Origin of the sequence: Neisseria perflava (genome assembly GCF_024170405.1) — a bacterium.
Taxonomy (GTDB): Bacteria; Pseudomonadota; Gammaproteobacteria; order Burkholderiales; family Neisseriaceae; genus Neisseria; species Neisseria perflava_B.
In genome coordinates this window covers 1-21,379 of sequence record NZ_JALJYC010000012.1, presented here as the reverse complement: position 1 = coordinate 21,379, position 21,379 = coordinate 1, and the positions used below count along the sequence as shown (strand labels likewise).

The following is a 21,379-nucleotide window of genomic DNA, read 5'->3' as shown; positions in this document are numbered from 1 at the left end:
AGTTTGCAAACAAAAGGCCGTCTGAAACAGTTACTCGGGTTTCAGACGGCCTTTCTTCCGATGGAATAGGAGATTGTTTAGGAGATTGTTTATATATTAATTTAATGGGGATTTACATGCTTTAACGGTAGTGGGTTAAAGCAGGAGAAAATGGGCAGTCATCCAATTTATTGTTCAAAATCTCAAAAATTATGGCGTGGAAGATTCGTTTTTTGTGAGATTTAAAGTTTACTTTGTTGTTTTTAGAATTTTAAATGTTGTTATTGGAAAAACGGGTCATAGCGAAAAGCAATATTGGCCGTCTGAAACGCTAATGACGGTTTGCAAGCTGTTCTGATTACTGATAGGATTTACGCTGAAACAAAATGTAATCGTCACTCAAATCCGTTGTAGTTTTGATTTTTCTGTTTGAAATCATTACATTTATTGCGGTTTCGTTTTTTACGTTTTGCCAACGGTTCGTTTATGAGCTTTAATTTTTCATAATCGAAAATATATGCACCGGTTTGAAATTCTTAATTCTACTGACGAGAGAAGCCGGGATTTGTAACTCAAGAGAGGATAATTGATATGTCCACCAAGTCCAATCAAGTGACTGACGTTGATCCGATTGAAACACAGGAATGGTTAGACGCTTTAAGCTCCGTACTGGAAAACGAAGGTACCGAGCGTGCGCATTTCCTGCTGGAAAATCTGGTGAAATACACCCGCCGCCGCGGTATCCACATGCCGTTTGACGCTACTACTGCTTATTTGAACACCATTCCGGTCGGCCAGGAGCAAAAAATCCCCGGCAATCAGGAATTGGAACACCACATCCGTTCGGCCTGCCGCTGGAATGCCGCTGCGATGGTATTGCGTGCCGGTAAGAAAAATTTGGAATTGGGCGGCCATATCGCCTCTTATCAATCTGCGGCCACGCTGTATGACGTTGGTTTCAACCATTTCTGGAAAGCCAAAGGCGACGGCGAAGAAGGCGATTTGGTATTCTTCCAAGGCCACGTTGCGCCGGGTATCTATTCGCGTGCTTACGTTGAAGGCCGTCTGACTGAAGAGCAGTTGGATAACTTCCGTCAAGAAGTGGACGGCAAAGGTATTCCGTCTTACCCGCACCCGCACCTGATGCCTGAATTCTGGCAATTCCCGACCGTATCCATGGGCTTGGGCTCGTTGATGGCGATTTACCAAGCGCGTTTCCTGAAATACTTGGAATCACGCGGTTTGAGTAAAACCAAAGGCCGCAAAGTATGGGTATTCTGCGGCGACGGCGAGATGGACGAGCCGGAAAGCCAAGGCGCGATTTCTCTGGCCGCCCGCGAAGGTTTGGACAACCTGATTTTCGTCATCAACTGTAACCTGCAACGCTTAGACGGCCCGGTACGCGGTAACGGTAAAATCATCCAAGAATTGGAAGGCAACTTCCGTGGCGCAGGCTGGAATGTATTGAAAGTGATTTGGGGCAGCCGCTGGGACGCTCTGCTGGCACGCGATACCAACAATGCGTTGAAACAGCGCATGGAAGAGGTGTTGGACGGCGACTACCAAACCTACAAATCCAAAAACGGCGCGTATGTACGCGAGCACTTCTTCAATACGCCCGAATTGAAAGCCTTGGTTGCCAATATGTCCGATGATGAAATTTGGGCATTGAACCGTGGCGGTCACGACCCGCACAAAGTGTATGCGGCCTATTACGAAGCCGTGAACAATGCCGGCGGCCGTCCAACCGTGATTTTGGCGAAAACCATTAAAGGTTACGGCATGGGCGAATCCGGCGAAGGCCAAAACGTAGCGCACCAAGCCAAAAAAATGGACAGCAAATCGCTGAAACAAATGCGTGACCGCTTTAATATTCCGGTAACCGACGAGCAAATCGAGAGCGGTGACTTGCCTTACTACCGTTTTGCCGAAGACAGCGAAGAAATGCGCTACCTGCGCGAACGCCGCGAGGCTTTGGGCGGCTACCTGCCGCAGCGTCATCCGAACACCGAAACCTTGCCGGTACCGGCTTTGGAAGCGTTTGATGCGCAGCTGCAATCGAGCGGCGACCGCGAGTTCTCTACCACCATGGCATTCGTGCGTATCCTTTCTACTTTGTTGAAAGACAAACAAATCGGTAAACGCATTGTGCCGATCGTGCCGGACGAAAGCCGTACTTTCGGTATGGAAGGTATGTTCCGTCAATACGGTATTTGGAACCCGAAAGGCCAACAATACACCCCGCAAGATAAAGACCAACTGATGTTCTATAAAGAATCTGTTGATGGTCAGATTTTGCAGGAAGGTATTAACGAACCGGGTGCGATGGCTGACTGGATTGCTGCGGCAACCTCTTACGCCAACAACCATTACGCCATGATTCCGTTCTACATTTACTACTCAATGTTCGGTTTCCAACGCGTAGGCGACTTGGCTTGGGCTGCCGGCGATATGCAGGCGCGCGGCTTCTTGTTGGGCGGTACTGCCGGCCGTACCACCCTGAACGGCGAAGGTTTGCAACACGAAGACGGTCACAGCCACATTCAGGCCGACCTGATTCCGAACTGCGTTTCTTACGACCCGACTTACCAATACGAAGTGGCCGTGATTATTCAAGACGGTCTGCGCCGCATGTATGTCGAACATGAAGACGTGTTCTACTACCTGACCCTGATGAATGAAAACTACACTCATCCGGCTCTGCCGCAGCGTCCGGGTATCGAACAGGAAATCTTGAAAGGTATGTACCTGCTTCAAGAAGGCGGTAAATCCGACAAGAAAGTACAGCTGATGGGTTCCGGCGTGATTCTGCGCGAAGTATTGTTTGCCGCCGATTTGCTGAAAGAAGAATTTGGCGTGGATGCTGATGTTTGGTCTTGCCCGTCATTTAACCTGCTGCACCGCGATGCCATCGAAGTGGAACGCTTCAACCGTCTGCATCCGCTGGAAGAGCAAAAAGTGCCGTTTGTGACTGCCCAACTGAAAGGCCACGAAGGTCCGGTAATTGCTTCTACCGACTACATCCGCAGCTTTGCCGACCGTATCCGCGCGTACATCCCGAACGACTACCACGTATTGGGTACCGACGGTTTCGGCCGCTCCGACAGCCGCGCCAACCTGCGCCGCTTCTTTGAAGTGGACCGCTACAACGTCGTTGTGGCTGCATTGAGCGCATTGGCCGACCAAGGCAAAGTCAGCAAAGAAACCGTAAAACAAGCCATCGAGAAATACGGTATCGCTACCGATACCGCTCCGAGCTGGAAACGCTAAAGTGTGTTTCAGACGGCCTTTGACGTTTTATCACGATGAGGCCGTCTGAAAATCCGGCGGTATCAAACCGCAGCATTTTCCAGGCTTGTTTCAGACGGCATATGCACGAAATTCTGGCAGAGGCCGTCTGAAAACAAACGTTTCAATATCCCTGATTGCAAGCGCACAAATGCGGTTGCAATACCATTAAGGAACAAGACGATGAGTCAAATCGTAGAAATCAAAGTACCCGACATCGGCGGTCACGAAAACGTAGATATTATTGCCGTCGAAGTCAAACCGGGTGACACCATCGCGGTGGATGATACCCTGATTACATTGGAAACCGATAAAGCAACCATGGACGTACCGGCTGATGCCGCAGGCGTGATTAAAGAAGTTAAAGTCAAAGTCGGTGACAAAATCTCCGAAGGCGGCGTGATTCTGACCGTAGAAACCGGCGAAGCTGCCGCTGCCGCACCTGCCTCAGCTCCGGCGCAGGAAAGCGCGCCCGCTGCCGCCCCTGTTGCGGCTGCACCCGCAGCTGCTCCGGCCGCCTCCGGTGGTGTCGAAACCGTTACCGTGCCGGATATCGGCGGTCACAGCGATGTGGACGTAATTGCGGTAGAAGTCAAAGTCGGCGACACCGTTGCCGTGGACGATACCCTGATTACCTTGGAAACCGACAAAGCCACAATGGATGTGCCTTCTACCGCCGCCGGTGTGGTAAAAGCGGTATTGCTGAAAGTCGGCGATAAAGTGTCCGAAGGTTCGGCCATTATCGAAGTAGAAGTTGCCGGTGGTGCTGCGGCTGCCGCGCCTGCACCAGCCGCTGAAGCTCCTCAAGCTGCCGCCCCTGCTGCTGCTCCGGCACCAGCCGCTGCACCGGCTCCGGCTGCACCTGCTGCTCCGGCCGCTGCTTTCGGTAGTGCACCGATTAACGAAGAAGGTTTTGCCAAAGCCCACGCCGGCCCGTCTGCCCGTAAATTGGCACGCGAATTGGGTGTGGATTTGAGCTTGGTAAAAGGCACCGGCTTGAAAGGCCGTATTATCGGCGACGATATTAAAGCCTTCGTTAAAGCCGCTATGCAGGGCGGTGCAGGCAAAGGTGCGCCGGTTGCCGCTTCTTTGGGCGGTGGTTTGGACTTGCTGCCGTGGCCGAAAGTGGACTTCAGCAAATTTGGTTCTGTTGAAGTTAAAGAATTGAGCCGTATCAAAAAAATCTCCGGTCAAAACCTGTCTCGCAACTGGGTGATGATTCCGCATGTTACCGTAAACGAAGATGCCGACATGACCGAGCTGGAAGCTTTCCGCAAACAGCTCAACAAAGAATGGGAACGCGAAGGCGTAAAAGTGTCGCCTCTAGCCTTTACCCTTATGGCTTCCGTAGCCGCATTGAAAGCTTTCCCAGAATTTAATGCATCACTCGACGGTGAAAACTTGGTGTTGAAAAACTATTACAACATCGGTTTCGCGGCGGATACCCCGAACGGTTTGGTTGTGCCGGTGATTAAAGACGCGGACAAAAAAGGCTTGAAACAAATCAGCCAAGAATTGACCGAGTTGTCGAAAAAAGCCCGCGAAGGCAAACTCAAACCGCAGGAAATGCAAGGCGCATGCTTTACCATTTCCAGCTTGGGCGGTATCGGCGGTACCGGCTTTACGCCGATTGTGAATGCACCTGAAGTGGCCATTTTGGGCGTGTGCAAATCGCAAATCAAACCGGTTTGGAACGGTAAAGAGTTTGAACCGCGTCTGATGTGTCCGTTGAGCCTGTCATTCGACCACCGCGTGATTGACGGTGCTGCCGGTATGCGTTTTACCGTTTATCTGGCTAAATTGTTGCAAGACTTCCGCCGTATTACGCTGTAAGCGTGTTTTCAGACGGCCTGATGGCTATTTAAAGTTTAAAGGCCGTCTGAAAATGCAGAGATGGGTGTGGGGTGGGTGTAAACCCGCCACTTAGTCGGTTTGACAAGCAAAATGGTGGGTTTGCGCATACCCTACAAAGCCTGTTCTCAATACAGTCAAACGGATTTTTCAGACGGCATTTTGGTTTAGGCCGTCTGAAAACAACGGAATATTTTAAGAAAGAAGCAAACATGAGCTTAATCGAATTGAAAGTCCCCGACATCGGCGGCCACGAAAATGTGGATATTATCGCGGTAGAAGTTAAAGCTGGCGATACCGTTGCCGTGGACGATACCCTGATTACCTTGGAAACTGACAAAGCGACCATGGATGTACCGGCGGAAGCTGCCGGTATGGTCAAAGAAGTTAAAGTCAAAGTCGGCGATAAAATCTCCGAAGGCAGCGTGATTCTGGTATTGGAAGCTGCCGCAGCAGCCGAAGCACCGAAGGCTGAAGAAGCCCCTGCTGCCGCACTTGCTCAAGAAGCGCTTCAGGCAGCCGCTGCTGCTCCTCAGGCTGCTAATTTCAGCGGCAATGCCGATGTCGAATACGATGTAGTCGTTTTAGGCGGCGGCCCGGGCGGTTATTCTGCTGCGTTTGCCGCCGCCGACGAAGGTTTGAAAGTTGCCATCGTCGAGCGTTATGCCACTTTGGGCGGTGTCTGCCTGAATGTGGGCTGTATCCCGTCTAAAGCTTTGCTGCACAACGCCAACGTGATTGATGAAGTGCGCCACTTGGCTTCGCATGGTATTACTTACCAAGAGCCGGATTTGAATCTCGATATGCTGCGCGGCTATAAAGACAAAGTAGTCGGTCGGTTGACAGGCGGTTTGTCCGGCATGGCCAAAATGCGCAAAGTGGATGTCATTCGCGGCGACGGTCAGTTTGTCGGCCCGAACCACATGGAAGTCAAGCTGACTGCCGAAGTCGGCTATGACGAGCCGTTGCAAGAAACCGGCGAAAAACGTGTGATTCAGTTTAAAAACGCCATCATCGCAGCAGGCAGCCGCGTGATGAATCTGCCGTTTATCCCGAAAGATCCGCGCATTATCGACTCTACCGGCGCATTGGCGCTCAAAGAGCTGCCGGGCAATATGCTGATTATCGGCGGCGGTATCATCGGTTTGGAAATGGGTACGGTGTACAGCACCTTGGGCACCCGTTTGGAAGTTGTGGAAATGATGGACGGCCTGATGCAGGGTGCTGACCGTGACTTGGTGAAAGTTTGGCAGAAAGCCAACGAACACCGTTTCGACCGCATCATGATTAATACCAAAACCGTGGCTGTTGAAGCGCGTGAAGACGGTATTTATGTGACCTTTGAAGGCGAGAATGCACCGGCCGAACCGCAACGTTATGACTGCGTCTTAGTGGCTGCCGGCCGTGCGCCGAACGGCAAATTGATTGGCGCAGAAAACGCCGGTGTTGCCGTAACTGATCGTGGTTTCATCGAGGTGGACAAACAAATGCGTACCAACGTGCCGCATATCTATGCCATCGGTGATATTGTCGGCCAACCGATGTTGGCGCATAAAGCCGTGCATGAAGGTCACGTTGCCGCTGAAAACTGTGCCGGTCACAAAGCCTATTTTGATGCGCGCGTGATTCCGGGTGTGGCCTTTACCGCACCGGAAGTGGCATGGGTTGGCGTTACCGAAACCCAAGCCAAAGCCAAAGGCATTAAAATTACCAAAGCAAACTTCCCGTGGGCGGCTTCTGGTCGCGCGATTGCTAACGGCTGTGACGATGGCTTTACCAAACTGATTTTCGATGCCGAAACCGGCCTGATTATCGGCGGCGGTATCGTCGGCCCGAACGGTGGCGATATGATTGGCGAAATCTGCCTGGCGATTGAAATGGGCTGTGATGCAACTGACATCGGTAAAACCATCCACCCGCACCCGACCTTGGGCGAATCCATCGGTTTGGCTGCAGAAGTGGCTTTGGGTACTTGTACCGACTTGCCGCCGCAACGCAAGAAAAAATAATATCGGAAAATTTACGCTCAGCCTGATCAACTGAGCGTAACGCAGATATAATAAGGCCGTCTGAAACAGCGATTGTTTCAGACGGCCTTTCTTTTATAGTCGCGTTCCATTGGTTTGATACAGCGTTGCTGCATATTGCTCAGGGAGGGAATGAACTAAACTGAGAAGTAAGTCAGTTCATTTTATCCGTACTGTCTGTGGCTTGCTGCCTTGTTTCAAACTAACGAAACGACTATATTGCGCAAGTCAATCCAATTTTTTGAAATGGCGGCGGCGTTCCAACTCGCTTAAGTAGCGTTTGCGCAGACGGATGGACTGCGGCGTAATTTCCACCAACTCGTCATCATCGATAAATTCTACCGCACTTTCCAGTGTCAGCTTAATCGGCGTGGTCAGGCGCACGGCTTCATCGGTACCGCTGGCGCGCACGTTGGTCAGTTTTTTACCTTTGAGCGGGTTGACCACCAAATCGTTGTCGCGGCTGTGGATACCGATAATCATGCCTTCGTAAATTTTATCGTTGGGCGATACAAACATACGGCCGCGGTCTTCCAAGTTCCACAATGCGTAAGCCACCGCTTCGCCTTGCTCTTGTGACACCAATACGCCGTTGTGACGGCCGGGCATATCGGGTTTTACCGGTGCGTAGTCGTCAAATACGTGGCTCATCAGGCCGGTACCGCGCGTCATGGTCATAAATTCGCCTTGGAAACCAATCAAGCCGCGGGCAGGGATATGGTATTCCAAACGGGTACGTCCGTTACCGTCGCTTTCCATATTGGTCAATTCACCACGGCGGCGGCCGAGTTCTTCCATCACCGCACCTTGGTTGTCATCAGGTACGTCAACCGTCAGGTTTTCATACGGTTCACATTTTTGACCGTCGATGTCGCGATACACCACGCGCGGTTTGGCAACTGCCAGCTCGAAACCTTCACGGCGCATGTTTTCCAGCAAAATGGTCAAATGCAGTTCTCCACGGCCGGATACGCGGAATACATCGGCGTCTTCGGTGTCTTCCACGCGCAGGGCGACGTTGGTCAGCAGTTCTTTTTGCAGGCGGTCGCGGATTTGGCGCGAGGTAACGAATTTGCCTTCAGTACCGGCCAGCGGGGAAGTGTTAACCATAAAGTCCATGGTCAAGGTCGGCTCATCCACGCTCAACATCGGCAGGCCTTTGGGATTGTCTTTGTCGGTAATGGTGACGCCGATACCGATGTCTTCAATACCGGAAATAATCACGATGTCGCCCGCTTCGGCTTCTTCAAGCGGCACGCGTTCCAAGCCTTGGAAACCCAACAGTTGGTTGATGCGGCCTTGTGCGACTTGTTGGTCGTGGTGCATGACGGCAACGGTTTGACCCGGTTTGATACGGCCGTTCAAAATGCGGCCGATACCCAAGCGGCCGGTGTAGTTGTCGTAGTCGAGCTGGGAAATTTGCAGTTGCAGGGTTTCATCCGCGCTGCCGCTCGGGGCAGGGGTATATTTCAGAATGGTATCAAACAGCGGACGCATGTCTTCGTTGGTATCGGTTTCTTCCAAGCGGGCAAAACCGGCCAAACCGGAAGCGTACACAATCGGAAAATCCAACTGCTCGTCACTTGCGCCGAGGCTGTCGAACAATTCAAAGGTTTGGTCAATCACCCAGCTCGGACGTGCGCTCGGTTTGTCGATTTTGTTGATGACGACAATCGGTTTCAAGCCCAAAGCCAAGGCTTTTTTGGTGACGAAACGGGTTTGCGGCATAGGGCCTTCTTGCGCATCAACTAACAAAACCACGCAATCGACCATGCCCAATACGCGCTCTACCTCGCCGCCGAAGTCGGCGTGTCCGGGAGTGTCGACGATGTTGATGTGGTAGCCGCCGTATTCGATGGCGGTGTTTTTGGCAAGAATGGTAATGCCGCGTTCTTTTTCGATGTCGTTGCTGTCCATCACGCGCTCGTCAACCTGCTGGTTGTCGCGGAATGTACCCGACTGGCGCAGTAATTGGTCAACTAATGTGGTTTTGCCGTGGTCAACGTGGGCGATGATGGCGATGTTGCGGATTTGTTTCATGGCTTATGTGGTGCCTTAATAGATAATCGGTTTAAAAAATAACTCAGCATTATAACACGATATACGGCCAAAGGATTGTTTGGCGTAACTTTAGTTTGGAAAAACAGGGAGATTTAGGCCGTCTGAAAGAAATGGAGAAAGATGATAATGATTCATTATTAAATTTGATTGAATTTTGTGGGTCGGTTGCTTTTATTTATGGTTAAGCCGCGTAAATATTTTTTAGCAATGCAATGGATTCTTAATATTAATGGCAATAAATCATAATAGAAAACAGGGAGTTGAAATTTTCAGACGGCATTTTGCTATCCATATATTTTTGATAATTGTTTGTATTTTAAATAGAAAATTTGTGAAATTTCAAAATCTTGCCTACAATGCACGCATTCCGAAACACAACACAACCCGTCCTGAGGGACTCTCACAGAAAGAGAAAGAATTATGCAAGGCAATCAAGCTGTTTTAGATTATATGAACGAACTGCTGTCAGGCGAACTGGCTGCACGTGACCAATATTTCATCCACTCACGCCTGTATTCAGAATGGGGCTACACTAAATTGTTCGAGCGTCTGAATCACGAGATGGAAGAAGAAACCGAACACGCTGAAGACTTTATCCGCCGTATTTTGATGTTGGGTGGTACGCCGAAAATGACGCGTGCCGAATTGAACATCGGTACCGACGTGATTTCTTGCCTGAAAGCCGACTTGAACACCGAATACGAAGTGCGCGACGCCTTGAAAAAAGGCATTAAATTGTGCGAAGAAGTACAAGACTACGTTACCCGCGACATCATGGTCAGCCAGTTGAAAGACACTGAAGAAGATCACGCCCACTGGTTGGAACAACAGCTGCGCTTGATCGAATTGGTCGGCGAAGGCAACTACTACCAAAGCCAAATGTAATTAAACCGAACGAAAGGAGCATCATATGCAAGGCGATCGTTTGGTGTTACGCGAACTCAATAAAAACTTGGGTTTGCTGCTGATTACCATCAACCAATATTTTCTGCATGCGCGCATTCTGAAAAACTGGGGTTTTGAAGAGCTGTCCGAGCATTTCTACAAACAATCCATCGTAGAAATGAAATCGGCCGACGCTTTAATCGAACGCATCCTGTTTTTGGAAGGCCTGCCCAATTTGCAAGAGCTGGGCAAGCTGCTCATCGGTGAAAAAACCGAAGAGATTATTGCCTGCGACTTGACCAAAGAGTATGACAAACATACCGCTTTGATTGAAGCCATCGCGCTGTGCGAAGAAAAACAAGACTATGTCAGCCGTGATTTGTTGGAAAAACAAAAAGACATCAACGAAGAACACATCGACTGGCTGGAAACCCAGCAGGATTTGATTGCAAGCATCGGCTTGCCCAACTACCTGCAAACCGGGGCGCAAGAGGACTAAAACACAAACCACTGCCAAATACAGCAGTTCTCTTGAGTACGAAAAACGGCATATCCCATCCCTGCGGATATGCCGTTTTCTTTTGTTTTCAGACGGCCTGAACTTTCAGTATAATATGCGTCTGTCTCTCATCCGCATTGTGCGCCATACAAGAAGATTACCATGACCGAATCCATCCGATTGCCCGCCGCCAAATTAAAACCCTCCACTGTTGCGCTGCCCGGCTCGAAAAGCATCAGCAACCGCACGCTGCTGTTGGCCGCTTTGTCTGACAATGTATGCGAAATCCGTTCACTGCTCAAATCCGACGATACCGACCGCATGCTGGAAGCCTTGGAGAAATTGGGTGTTAACATCGAATTTCTGGACGAAGGTCGTCTGAAAGTACACGGCACGGGCGGTGCGTTTCCCAACCGCCAAGCCGATTTGTTTCTCGGTAACGCAGGGACGGCGTTTCGCCCGCTGACCGCAGTGCTGGCGGTGTTGGGCGGCGATTACCACCTGCACGGCGTGCCGCGTATGCACGAGCGGCCGATTGGTGATTTGGTCGATGCGCTGCGCATTGCCGGAGCAGATATCGACTATTTGGGCAACGAAGGCTATCCGCCGCTGCAAATCAATGCCCGCAGCGACAAGGGCGTGCGCGAGATTCCGATTAAGGGCAATGTGTCCAGCCAATTTCTGACTGCGCTTTTAATGGCCTTGCCGCTGACCGGCGAAGCCTTTGCCATCCGCATGGTGGGCGAGCTGATTTCCAAGCCGTATATCGACATTACTTTGAAACTGATGGCGCAGTTTGGTGTCAACGTGCGTCATGACAATTATCAAGTGTTTCACATTCCGGCCGGTGCGCGTTACCAGGCGCCGGAAGTGTTGCATGTTGAGGGCGACGCCTCCAGCGCGTCTTATTTTCTCGGTGCTGGGCTGATTTCCGGCGCGCCGATTCGCGTCACCGGTATCGGTTTGCACAGCATTCAGGGCGATGTGGCTTTTGCCCGCGAATTGGAAAAAATCGGCGCGAATGTGGTGTGGGGCGACAATTTTATTGAAGTTTCCCGCCCAGAAAATCAAGCGGTGCTGCCGTTTGACTTGGACGCCAACCACATCCCCGACGCCGCCATGACGTTGGCGATTGTCGCGCTGGCGAGCGGCCAAGCCTGTACCCTACGCAACATCGGCTCGTGGCGCGTGAAAGAAACCGACCGTATCGCGGCGATGGCAACCGAATTGCGCAAACTCGGCGCGGAAGTAACGGAAGAGCCGGAAGCCATCCACATCACGCCACCTAAGCAACTGAATGCCGAAGTCGCCATCGACACTTACGATGACCACCGCATGGCGATGTGTTTCTCTTTGGTGTCGCTGCTGGGCGTGCCGGTGGTGATTAACGACCCGAAATGTACCTATAAAACCTTCCCAACTTATTTTGAAGTCTTCGCTTTGATTACCGAAGCGGTTTAACAGGTCAAGGCCGTCTGAATTCAGACGGCCTTTTTGCTATAATCCGTTTTTTCATTTTCCCTGCTCACCATGACCCCGAAAGCCTTCGCCATTCTCGGCCCGACCGCCAGCGGCAAAACCGGCCTCGCGCTGCGCCTTGCCGAGCAGTTACCCGTTGAAATCATCAGCCTGGACTCCGCGCTGGTGTTCCGCGATATGGACATCGGTACGGCCAAGCCGACGGCGGCGGAACGGGCGGCTGTGCCGCACCATCTGATTGACATCATCTCGCCGCTGGAAAGTTACAGCGCGGCTCAGTTTGTCGCCGACTGCGTACGCTTGGCGGGCGAGATTCAGGCGCGGGGGCGATATCCGCTGATTGTCGGCGGTACGATGATGTATTTTCACGCGCTCACCGAAGGCTTGAACGATTTGCCCGAAGCGGACGAAGCCGTGCGTGCGCGTTTGCAGGCAGACAAAGCGGCGCACGGTTTGGATTATCTCTATCAGCAGTTGCAACAATGCGATCCGGCCACGGCAGGCCGTCTGAAAGCCAACGACAGCCAGCGCATTGAGCGGGCGCTGGAAGTGTTTTTGCTGACCGGCAAGCCTTTAAGTCAGCATATTGCCGAGCAAAGTAGCCATACGCCGCCGCTGGATTTGTGCACCCTTGCCCTGATTCCCGAAGAACGCGCTTTGTTGCACGCGCAAATCGGCAAGCGTTTTGATACCATGCTGGAGCAGGGTTTTTTAGACGAAATGCACGCGCTGCGCCGCAAATATCCGGCGCTGAATGCCGATATGACTTCCATGCGCTGCGTCGGCTACCGGCAGGCGTGGGATTATCTCGAAGGGCGGGACGATTACGCGGAGTTTGTAGAAAAAGGCAAGGCCGCCACGCGCCAGCTGGCCAAGCGCCAACTGACCTGGCTGCGCAAAATCCCCTTGGCGCACAGCTTAGATCCGTATGCCGATCAAGATTATATTCAGACGGCCTGCAACTTGGCCGCGCAGCATTTCGGGGCATAACATGACGCCGCTGACCACGCCGCCGCTGGCGCCGAAAACCCTGAGCGCTTTGCAGAAGATGGGTATTGTTATGCTGGAAGATTTGCGCACACAAGGTGCAGTCAAGGCTTTTTTATTGCTGAAAGCCGCCGGACTGACGCTGACCAACAGTACCTTATGGCAGCTGGCGGCTTTGTGCGACGGCGCAGACGTGCACGAAATGGAGGCGGAGCAAAAAGAAAAATTGCGGCAGGCCGTAAAAAACCATCCGCCCGTAGCCTTGTTCCCGAGGCCGTCTGAAATGGTGGACTTTATGCGCACGGCTTTGCAACAGGCGCACATGGCGGCGCAAATCGGCGAAATTCCCGTCGGCGCGGTGGTGGTGAAAGACGGCGCAATCATCGCCGCCGCGCACAACAGCTGTATCCAAGACTGCAACATCAGCCATCATGCCGAAATCCGCGCTTTGGCGCAGGCGGGCGCGGCGCTGGGCAATTACCGCTTGGACGGCTGCGATGTGTATGTGACGCTGGAGCCCTGCGCCATGTGTGCTTCTGCGATGATACAGGCGCGGGTGGCGCGGGTGGTTTTCGGTGCGGCCGAGCCGAAAACCGGCGCGGCGGGCAGCGTGTTGGATGTGTTCGGCAATCGTGCATTGAATAAGCACACTGCTGTACAGGGCGGCATATTGGAAGAGGAATGCCAAGCAATATTGCAACAGTTTTTTGCGCAGAAGCGCGGATAAGCAGAACTATAGTGAAATAAGTAAAAAAACAAACTGCGTAGGTTGGGATGAAATCCCAACGGAACTTTAGGTAAATGTTGGGTTTACAACCCAACCTACACCGTATCGATGGTTTGGTTTTTAAATAATTGCACTATAAGGCCGTCTGAAAATGAATGACATCATTTTCAGACGGCCTTGGCTTTATCAGCTGGGGCGTTGGGCAGCACTAACCCGCATTTACCACCAGCCAAACCACAATCGCCGCCACTGCGACCGCTGCCGCCAACGCTTTTGCGCCGGCAAATTTCAATACAGGCAGCTTGCCTTCCAGTTCCTTATAGCCGGTAATCATCGGCTTAATCAAATCGTGTTTTTTCAAAAACTTATAAACTAAAATGGTCACGATATGCAGCACCGCCAAAACCGCCAGCAGGTTAAACAGGCCGATATGGATTTTGCGCAGGGCGTTGCCGGTGCTGTCGCTGACCAAATGGTTCAGATAGCCGCTGTGCATAAAAGTGTTTTCATCCGGCGCAAACAGGCCGGTAACGACCTGCACCGCCACGGCCGCCAGCAGCGCCAACACCATCAGCGCACCCAGCGGGTTATGCCCCGGCTGCTCGTTTTCGCTGATTTCGCCGCGCAGGTAGCGCACAATCTGCCTCGGGCCGCGCACGAAGTTGGCAAAGCGGGCGGTGTCACTGCCCCATAAGCCCCAACACAGGCGGAACACCAGCAGCGCCAGTATCAGCGCCCCGCATCGGATGTGCCAGGCCAACAGATTGCCGCCTGTTTCCGCGCTGTACCACATAAAGGCGACGGCGGCGGCGAGCGTCCAATGGAAAAGGCGCGTGGGCAAATCCCACACTTTGATTTTTTGTTTCATAATGGTGTGCTTTCTTATACTATGGGAGGGCAGGCGCGCCTTGCCCCCGAGTTTGTGTCCGCGCTATTTTATCCGACTTCTCAGGCTGAATCATCATGTTTACCCAAGCTTATCAACTGATTCATAGCGAATTGTATTTTCAGACGGCCGCGCAGTTTCCCGATGTCTTCAAACCGCGTGCCGCAGAAAGCCATAAAGGAACTTACGGCACGCTGGCCGTCATCGGCGGCGCGGCGGGCATGAGCGGCGCGGTGGTGATGGCGGCGACGACGGCGATGTATCAGGGCAGCGGCAAGGTGTGGGCGGGTTTTAACCAGCCGCAGTTGCCCTTTGCCGTGATTCCCGAGCGCCCCGAAATTATGCTGGCAACGGCGCACAATCTGCTGGCTCGCCGCGACATCAGCGGCTGGGTGTGCGGTTGCGGTTTGGGTTTGGACGATGCAGCGGCGCAGCTGGTGCGGCAGGTGTTGGCGCAAGCGCAGGGAAAACCGCTGTTACTCGATGCCGACGCGCTGACCTTATTGTCCAGGCCGTCTGAAAACGGTTTAAAAATGCTGGCGCAGCAACACGGCAGCTTGGTGTTGACCCCGCACCCCGCCGAAGCTGCGCGGCTGCTGGGCGTAACCACCACCGAGATTCAAGCCGACCGTCGCGTGGCAGTACGGGCTTTGAGTGAAAACTATCAGGCCGTAGCGGTATTGAAAGGCCATCAGACTTTGGTGTGCGCGCCCGACGGCGGAATTTATACCAACCGCAGCGGCAACGCGGGTTTGGCGACGGCAGGCAGCGGCGATGTTTTGAGCGGCATCATCGGCAGCCTGCTGGCGCAGGGGGTGGATACGGCTCAGGCGGCGCAGGCGGGCGTATGGCTGCACGGCGCGGCGGCGGATGTGTTGCGCGATTCGCAAATCGGAGAAATCGGTATGCTGGCGGGAGAAATCGCCCCGGCCGCGCGTTGGCTTCGTAACCGGCTGAACTCGGGCAAAAGGTAAAGCGGAATGAGCGCAAAGACCGTCTGAATCTTCAGACGGTCTTTGTCTTTGCATATTATTACAAATTGGCGTATTCTTTACCCATAGTCACCCCGTTAGCTTGATACGGCGTTGCTGCGCCTTGCTGCCTTGTCTCAATCTAAATTGGAACGACTAATTATCAAGAACGACTAATTATCAATTTGGGAACGCTCAATCATGGAAAAATTAACGCAAATCAGCCATTTTATCGGCAAGACTTTTGCATTTTGGGCGGCGCTGTGCGCCGTGATTGCTTTTGTATCGCCGCAAACCTTTACTTGGGTTTTGCCGCATGTGTCGCTGCTGTTGGGCATTATTATGTTCGGCATGGGGCTGACGCTCAGTCCGAACGATTTTAAAATCATCGGCCAACATCCGCGTGCGGTGGTGATTGGGGTGATTGCCCAGTTTGTGATTATGCCGCTGACGGCTTATGTGTTGACTAAAGTATTCAATCTGCCGCCGGAAATCGCTGTGGGCGTGATTTTGGTCGGCTGCTGCCCGGGCGGGACGGCTTCGAATGTGATGACTTATTTGGCGCGCGGCGATGTGGCTTTGTCGGTGGCGGTTACTTCGGTTTCCACGCTGTTGGCGCCTGTATTGACCCCGGCGATTTTCATGCTGCTGGCGGGGGAAATGCTGGACATCGGTGCGTCGGCAATGTTTGTGTCGATTTTGAAAATGGTGTTGTTGCCGATTGTGTTGGGTGTGATTGCGCACACTTTGTTCCGCAAACAGACCGAACGCGCCGTCGGGGTGTTGCCGCTGGTGTCGGTGGTGGCGATTGCTTTGATTATCGGTGCGGTGGTCGGCACGAGCAAAGGCAAAATTGTGGAAAGTGGCCTGCTGATTTTCTGCGTGGTGGTGCTGCATAACGGTATCGGCTATCTGCTCGGCTTTTTGGCGGCCAAGTACTGCAAATTACCGTATGACGCGCAAAAAACGCTGGCGATTGAAGTGGGCATGCAAAACTCCGGCTTGGGCGCAGCGCTGGCGGCGGCGCATTTTGCGGCTGCTCCGGTGGTGGCCGTGCCCAGCGCTTTGTTTAGCGTATGGCACAATATTTCCGGTTCGCTGCTGGCTTCTTATTGGGCGGCGAAAGCGGACAAGCAGGAAAATAAACCGCAATCATAGCGGGTTCAGGCTGTCTGAAATGCCTGATAATCAAATACCCCAAACTCTATTGTTGGTTTGGGGTATTTGATTTTGGGATGGAAATAATGGGATATAGGACGTGGTAGGGCGCAGGTGTTTGCGAAAAGGTGTTCAGACGACCTTGCGCTACGGCTTTACTTATCCAAGCAATACGCCTGATACCGCTCGGCCAAGCTGTATAGGATAATCGCCGTCAAACCCCAGATATTGTAGTGCAGATAAGGCAATACGGGCGCGTCTATGCTGCTGCCGTTAAACTGCAAAGGGCGGCTGCGGTAAGCCGTCGTATCCAATACCGTGTACAGCGGCACATAAAAAATTTCGGCCACTTCGTCGGGATTAGGCGCGGTATGCGGCGCGTGTGCGGCAGTATATAAGGCGGGAACGGGATGGACTTCATAACCAGAAGGGGTGTAATGCGGCGGCAGCAGCGGGAAAGTCTGCCATGCTGCGGCGCTGATGCCGGTTTCTTCTTCGGTTTCGCGCAGGGCGGTTTGGTTGAAATCGGCGTCTTGCGGTTCCCACCGTCCGCCGGGCAGGGCGACTTGTCCGGTATGGTGGCGCAGGGTATCGGCACGGCGCGTCAGCAGTAATTGCCATTGCTGTTGGCGGCAGACGACTGGCAGCAAAACGGCGGCTTCGCAGCGCTGTTGCGGCTGAATAAAACGGTTGCGCAGGTTTTCCTTGTCGCTGGGATAAGCGGCGGCGCGGTTGAAAAAATCGGTCAGGTGGCCTGGGCTCATGGCGTGTGTCATCAATCAGGATAAACCGATTATACGGCGGACGAGGGCGGTTTAGATACCCCGTGTCTGCTCATGCTTTTTGCCGATACGCCTGTTTTGACCGAAAATTGCGGCCAAACAGGGGGTAAAGGCGGTATCTTGCCTTAGCTTTTCGGTCAGGCTAATCTACAAATCGGGCGGCTTGTGATAAAGTTATGCCCATTGAGGCCGTCTGAAAACGCGGCGGCTTTTGGCATAGAGGATTCCTTATGTTGTTTACCCGTACCCGTATCCGCGCTGCGGCGGCTGCCGTGATGATGTTGTTTGCCTGCGAAACCTATGCGGCTTCCGACGCGGCAACCCCTAAAACCGTCAAAACCGTTAAAGTCAAAGCCAGTCCGACCGTCCAGCGCAAAAGTGCTTATTCGCCGGAAGATTTGGCTGCCGAACGCCAACGCCGCGTGCGCATTATCGAGCGTTCCAATACCATTTTTACCCTGTTGGGCGGCGAAATGGCGCTGCAAAAAGGTGATGCGGGCACGGCGCTGGCGACTTATATGGTTATGCTCGATCGCACCAAATCGCCGGAAGTGGCCGAACGCGCGATGGAAATGGCGATTTCGCTCAATGCTTTTGACCAGGCGGAGATGATTTACCAAAAATGGCGTGAAATCGAGCCGGTGGCGGGTGAGGCGCAGAGGCGCATGGGCTGGGTGCGCGATTTGATGTTGGGGCATACCAACCAAACCGTTCGCGGATTGGATGATGTGTTGCAAAATGCCACGCCCGAGCAGACGCAGCGGATTTTCTTGGTTTTGTCGCAAGCCGCCGTGCAACAGCCCGGTTTGGCGGAAAAAGCGGCGAAAGAAGTGCACAAAGCCGCCGCGAATTATCCTGATATGCCGGAAGCGGCGATTGCGGATGTGATTTTCAGCGGCCAAGACCATAAAGACCGTCATGCGGTGGCGGCTTTGCAGCGTTTGGCGGGGTTGGATACGGAAATCCTGCCGCCGACTTGGTTGACGCTGCGCCTGATGGCGCAACGCAATCCCGAAGTGTTGAGCCGTTTCTTTGCGAAAACGGATACGGCCAAATTGTCTCCGGCGTGGCAGGAATTGGAAATCGGTACGCTGATTGCAAGCAAGCAGCCGGAGAAGGCGTTAGATCGTCTGAAAGTATTGCTGGCGGAAAATCCGAATGCCGATTTGTATATTCAAGCAGCTCTGTTGGCCAATAGTCAAAAAGACAGCATTGCGGTGGTCAATACCTATTTGGAAAAAGCCTACAACATCGGCACCAGCGAGCAGCAAAGCCGTGCTGCCATTATCGGCGCCATGCGTTATGCCGATGACAAGGATTATGCCAAGGCCGACGCTTGGGCGGATAAAATTAACGCTGCGGAATATGTGTTTGACAAAGCGGTATTGAAAGCTTCGATTGCCGCCGAGCGCGGTGATGCGAAAACGGCGCTGGCCGAAGCGCGTAAAGCGCAGAAATTGCCGGAGCAGCAAGGGCGCTTTTTCGGCATCGCCGAATTGCAGCGCGTGTATCTGTATGCTTTGGCGCAACACAACCGTCCGCAGGAAGCTTTGGCTGAGTTGAATACTTTGGCCGCCCAAGCTGCCAAACAGCCGAATGCCGAAGAAATATTGCCGGAAATTTTATACCAGCGTGCGATGGTGTATAGCCGTTTGAATCAAAGTGATAAGGCTGTTGCCGATTTGCGCCGTTTTTTAGCCATGAACCCCAATAGCGCCAGCGGGATGAATTCGCTGGGTTATACTTTGCTGACTGCACCCGACGGACAAAACCACTTGGACGAGGCATTCCGGCTGATTCAGACGGCCTATAATATGGAGCCAGATTCTGCCGCCATCAACGACAGCATGGGTTGGGTCTATTATAAAAAAGGCGATGCGCAGTCGGCGCTGCCGTATCTGCAATATGCCTACAAGCATTATCCCGATGCCGAAGTTGCCGCGCATTTGGGCGAGGTATTGTGGCAGACAGGCGAGCAGGCGGAGGCCAAACGGATTTGGGCAGAAGGTTTGCAAAAAGACGGTGACATCAAGCTGTTGCAGGAAACCATGCAGCGTTTCGGCGTGAGCGTACCGGCTGCCTCAAAAACCGGTAAATCCGCCCGCTAATCAAAGAGGCCGTCTGAAAAATTATCTTTTTCAGACGGCCTTAATGGAGTAAATATGAACATCAAACTGATTTTTTCCGCTGTCGCGCTGCTGTTGCTGGCAGCCTGCGCCCAACCCGATTTGCCGCAGCAAAACAGTTGGCCTTCGGCTGCCGATACTGCCGACTTTACCGCTGATGGTCGCTTGGCAGTCAAAGTAGAAGCCAAAGGCTCGTATGCCAATTTTGACTGGAGTTATCAAAACCACGTTCAAACCATCGATATCAATACGCCGCTGGGCAATACCGTCGGCCAGTTGTGCCAAGATGTTCAAGGTGTGTTGGCGGTGGATGTCAAAGGTAAAGTATATCAGGCGGACACGGCGGAAGCCTTGAGCGAGCAACTGCTGGGCTTTGCTTTACCGGTGCAATATCTGCATATTTGGGCGCACGGCAACCGTGTGGCTGATGCGCCGTATCAGATTCTTTCAGACGGCCGTTTGGCGCAGTTTGGCTGGAGTATTAGCCGAACTGTATCAGCAGAGGGTAAACCGCGCGTTTTACAGCTGGAAAATGCCAAATTGTCGGTGCGGCTGGTGTTCGACGAAGTCAATACCCAACTGCAGGCTGTTGCGCAAACCCAATGTGCCGCGCGTGGCTAAGGCTAAGGGAGTAGTTAAATGAATATTCCCGCCCATGCGCAGGCTTTTTTAGCACCGGCCAAGCTCAATCTCGATTTACGCATTACCGGCAAACGAGCCGACGGTTATCACAACCTGGAAAGCATTTTCTGCCTGATTGGTTTGTATGATACGGTGTATCTGGCCGTGCGCGAAGACAGCCGGATTATCATGCACACGCCGGTAGAGGGCTGCGCACCCGAACAGGATTTGGCTTATCGGGCGGCGGCGCTGTTGCAGCAAAACAGTGGCAGCAGCCGGGGTGTAGAAATTTGGCTGGAAAAGCAGATTCCGATGGGCGGCGGCTTGGGCGGCGGCAGCTCCGATGCAGCAACGGTTTTATTGGCGCTTAACCATCTATGGCAGTGCGGTTTCAGCCGCCAGCAGCTGATTGATATGGGGGTTACGTTAGGCGCAGACGTACCGTTTTTTATTTTCGGCCGCAGCGCATTTGCCAAAGGCGTAGGTGAAAAATTAGTGGAAATTGATGTGCCGGAACAATGGTATGTCATCGTAAAACCGCCTGTCCATGTGGCAACGGCGAAAATTTTTGCCCATCCGCGCTTGACACGCGATTCGAAACCCAGCATAATGCCGACTTTCCAAACATTACAGCCCTTGCGTAATGATATGCAGGCGGTGGTATTTCAGGAGTATCCTGAAGTTTGGCAAGCCTATGTTGAATTGTCACAGTATGGTAATGCATTAATGACTGGTTCCGGCGCATGTGTTTTTATCGGGATTGATAACCAACAGGCAGCAGAAAATTTATACCGACAGGTTTCTAAAAAATATGAAGCATATTGCGTTGCCGGTTTAGCGCAACATCCTCTGTTTCATATGGTTTGAAAGCAGTTGGGGAGTCGTCAAGCGGTTAAGACACTGGATTTTGATTCCAGCATGCGAAGGTTCGAATCCTTCCTCCCCAGCCACAACCTTGTTGGGGAGTCGTCAAGCGGTTAAGACACTGGATTTTGATTCCAGCATGCGAAGGTTCGAATCCTTCCTCCCCAGCCACAACCTTGTTGGGGAGT

At 52.6% G+C, this 21,379-nt stretch carries 16 protein-coding genes and 2 tRNA genes; 15 read left to right on the top strand and 3 right to left on the bottom strand.

The features are described from left to right. Positions 1-570: 570 nt before the first annotated feature. From aceE to lpdA, 3 genes are all read left to right on the top strand, one after another. Positions 571-3,249 carry a pyruvate dehydrogenase (acetyl-transferring), homodimeric type gene (gene aceE, locus J2T37_RS05740; RefSeq protein ID WP_253354459.1) on the top strand — a complete coding sequence of 893 codons (2,679 nt, stop codon included), beginning with the start codon at positions 571-573 and terminating at the stop codon, positions 3,247-3,249. A 201-nt stretch (positions 3,250-3,450) separates the two neighbouring features. Then, the gene (gene aceF, locus J2T37_RS05735; protein ID WP_253354457.1) at positions 3,451-5,100 is read left to right on the top strand and encodes a dihydrolipoyllysine-residue acetyltransferase; all 1,650 of its coding nucleotides are present in this window, start codon (positions 3,451-3,453) and stop codon (positions 5,098-5,100) included. 230 nt (positions 5,101-5,330) lie between these two features. Next, positions 5,331-7,127: a dihydrolipoyl dehydrogenase gene (lpdA, locus tag J2T37_RS05730; protein ID WP_253354455.1), complete on the top strand. Its 1,797-nt coding sequence runs from the start codon at positions 5,331-5,333 to the stop codon at positions 7,125-7,127. A gap of 246 nt (positions 7,128-7,373) precedes the next feature. Here the strand turns inward: lpdA and typA are convergent, their stop codons facing one another. Then, positions 7,374-9,185, bottom strand: a complete 1,812-nt coding sequence (gene typA / locus J2T37_RS05725; RefSeq protein ID WP_253354453.1) for a translational GTPase TypA — start codon at positions 9,183-9,185, stop codon at positions 7,374-7,376. Positions 9,186-9,626: 441 nt separating this feature from the next. Between typA and bfr (J2T37_RS05720) the strand changes: the two genes are divergently transcribed. The 5 genes from bfr (J2T37_RS05720) to tadA all read left to right on the top strand — a co-directional run bounded on the left by bfr (J2T37_RS05720) (position 9,627) and on the right by tadA (position 13,783). Continuing rightward, positions 9,627-10,091 (top strand): bacterioferritin, encoded by a 465-nt coding sequence (gene bfr / locus J2T37_RS05720; protein ID WP_253354451.1) that lies wholly within the window; start codon positions 9,627-9,629, stop codon positions 10,089-10,091. A 25-nt stretch (positions 10,092-10,116) separates the two neighbouring features. Then, positions 10,117-10,590: a bacterioferritin gene (gene bfr, locus J2T37_RS05715; protein ID WP_253354449.1), complete on the top strand. Its 474-nt coding sequence runs from the start codon at positions 10,117-10,119 to the stop codon at positions 10,588-10,590. A 162-nt stretch (positions 10,591-10,752) separates the two neighbouring features. Then, positions 10,753-12,051: a 3-phosphoshikimate 1-carboxyvinyltransferase gene (gene aroA, locus J2T37_RS05710; RefSeq protein WP_253354447.1), complete on the top strand. Its 1,299-nt coding sequence runs from the start codon at positions 10,753-10,755 to the stop codon at positions 12,049-12,051. Positions 12,052-12,120: 69 nt separating this feature from the next. Beyond that, positions 12,121-13,059 (top strand): tRNA (adenosine(37)-N6)-dimethylallyltransferase MiaA, encoded by a 939-nt coding sequence (miaA, locus tag J2T37_RS05705; RefSeq protein WP_253354445.1) that lies wholly within the window; start codon positions 12,121-12,123, stop codon positions 13,057-13,059. Position 13,060: 1 nt separating this feature from the next. Then, entirely contained in the window at positions 13,061-13,783 is a 723-nt protein-coding gene (gene tadA, locus J2T37_RS05700; protein ID WP_253354443.1) for a tRNA adenosine(34) deaminase TadA, read from the top strand. A 208-nt stretch (positions 13,784-13,991) separates the two neighbouring features. Here tadA and J2T37_RS05695 read toward each other — a convergent pair whose 3' ends face one another. Further along, positions 13,992-14,651, bottom strand: a complete 660-nt coding sequence (locus J2T37_RS05695; protein ID WP_253354441.1) for a cytochrome b/b6 domain-containing protein — start codon at positions 14,649-14,651, stop codon at positions 13,992-13,994. Between the two features lie 95 nt (positions 14,652-14,746). On the opposite strand from J2T37_RS05695, the gene J2T37_RS05690 reads away from it, so the two are divergent. Continuing rightward, positions 14,747-15,643: an NAD(P)H-hydrate dehydratase gene (locus tag J2T37_RS05690; RefSeq protein WP_253354439.1), complete on the top strand. Its 897-nt coding sequence runs from the start codon at positions 14,747-14,749 to the stop codon at positions 15,641-15,643. A 198-nt stretch (positions 15,644-15,841) separates the two neighbouring features. Then, positions 15,842-16,798, top strand: coding sequence for a bile acid:sodium symporter family protein (locus tag J2T37_RS05685; RefSeq protein ID WP_253354437.1), 957 nt, complete (start codon positions 15,842-15,844; stop codon positions 16,796-16,798). Between the two features lie 155 nt (positions 16,799-16,953). Here the strand turns inward: J2T37_RS05685 and J2T37_RS05680 are convergent, their stop codons facing one another. Next, a complete protein-coding gene (locus tag J2T37_RS05680; protein WP_253354435.1) occupies positions 16,954-17,562 on the bottom strand; it encodes an NUDIX hydrolase in 609 nt (202 codons plus the stop codon). Positions 17,563-17,810: 248 nt separating this feature from the next. Between J2T37_RS05680 and J2T37_RS05675 the strand changes: the two genes are divergently transcribed. The 5 genes from J2T37_RS05675 to J2T37_RS05655 all read left to right on the top strand — a co-directional run bounded on the left by J2T37_RS05675 (position 17,811) and on the right by J2T37_RS05655 (position 21,362). Continuing rightward, entirely contained in the window at positions 17,811-19,688 is a 1,878-nt protein-coding gene (locus J2T37_RS05675) for a tetratricopeptide repeat protein (protein WP_253354433.1), read from the top strand. A gap of 54 nt (positions 19,689-19,742) precedes the next feature. Further along, positions 19,743-20,327, top strand: coding sequence for an outer membrane lipoprotein LolB (locus J2T37_RS05670; protein WP_253354431.1), 585 nt, complete (start codon positions 19,743-19,745; stop codon positions 20,325-20,327). Between the two features lie 18 nt (positions 20,328-20,345). Further along, a complete protein-coding gene (gene ispE, locus J2T37_RS05665; RefSeq protein ID WP_253354429.1) occupies positions 20,346-21,194 on the top strand; it encodes a 4-(cytidine 5'-diphospho)-2-C-methyl-D-erythritol kinase in 849 nt (282 codons plus the stop codon). 7 nt (positions 21,195-21,201) lie between these two features. Next, a tRNA-Gln gene (locus tag J2T37_RS05660) sits at positions 21,202-21,277 on the top strand. A gap of 9 nt (positions 21,278-21,286) precedes the next feature. Beyond that, positions 21,287-21,362: transfer RNA gene (locus tag J2T37_RS05655), tRNA-Gln, on the top strand. Positions 21,363-21,379 lie beyond the last annotated feature (17 nt).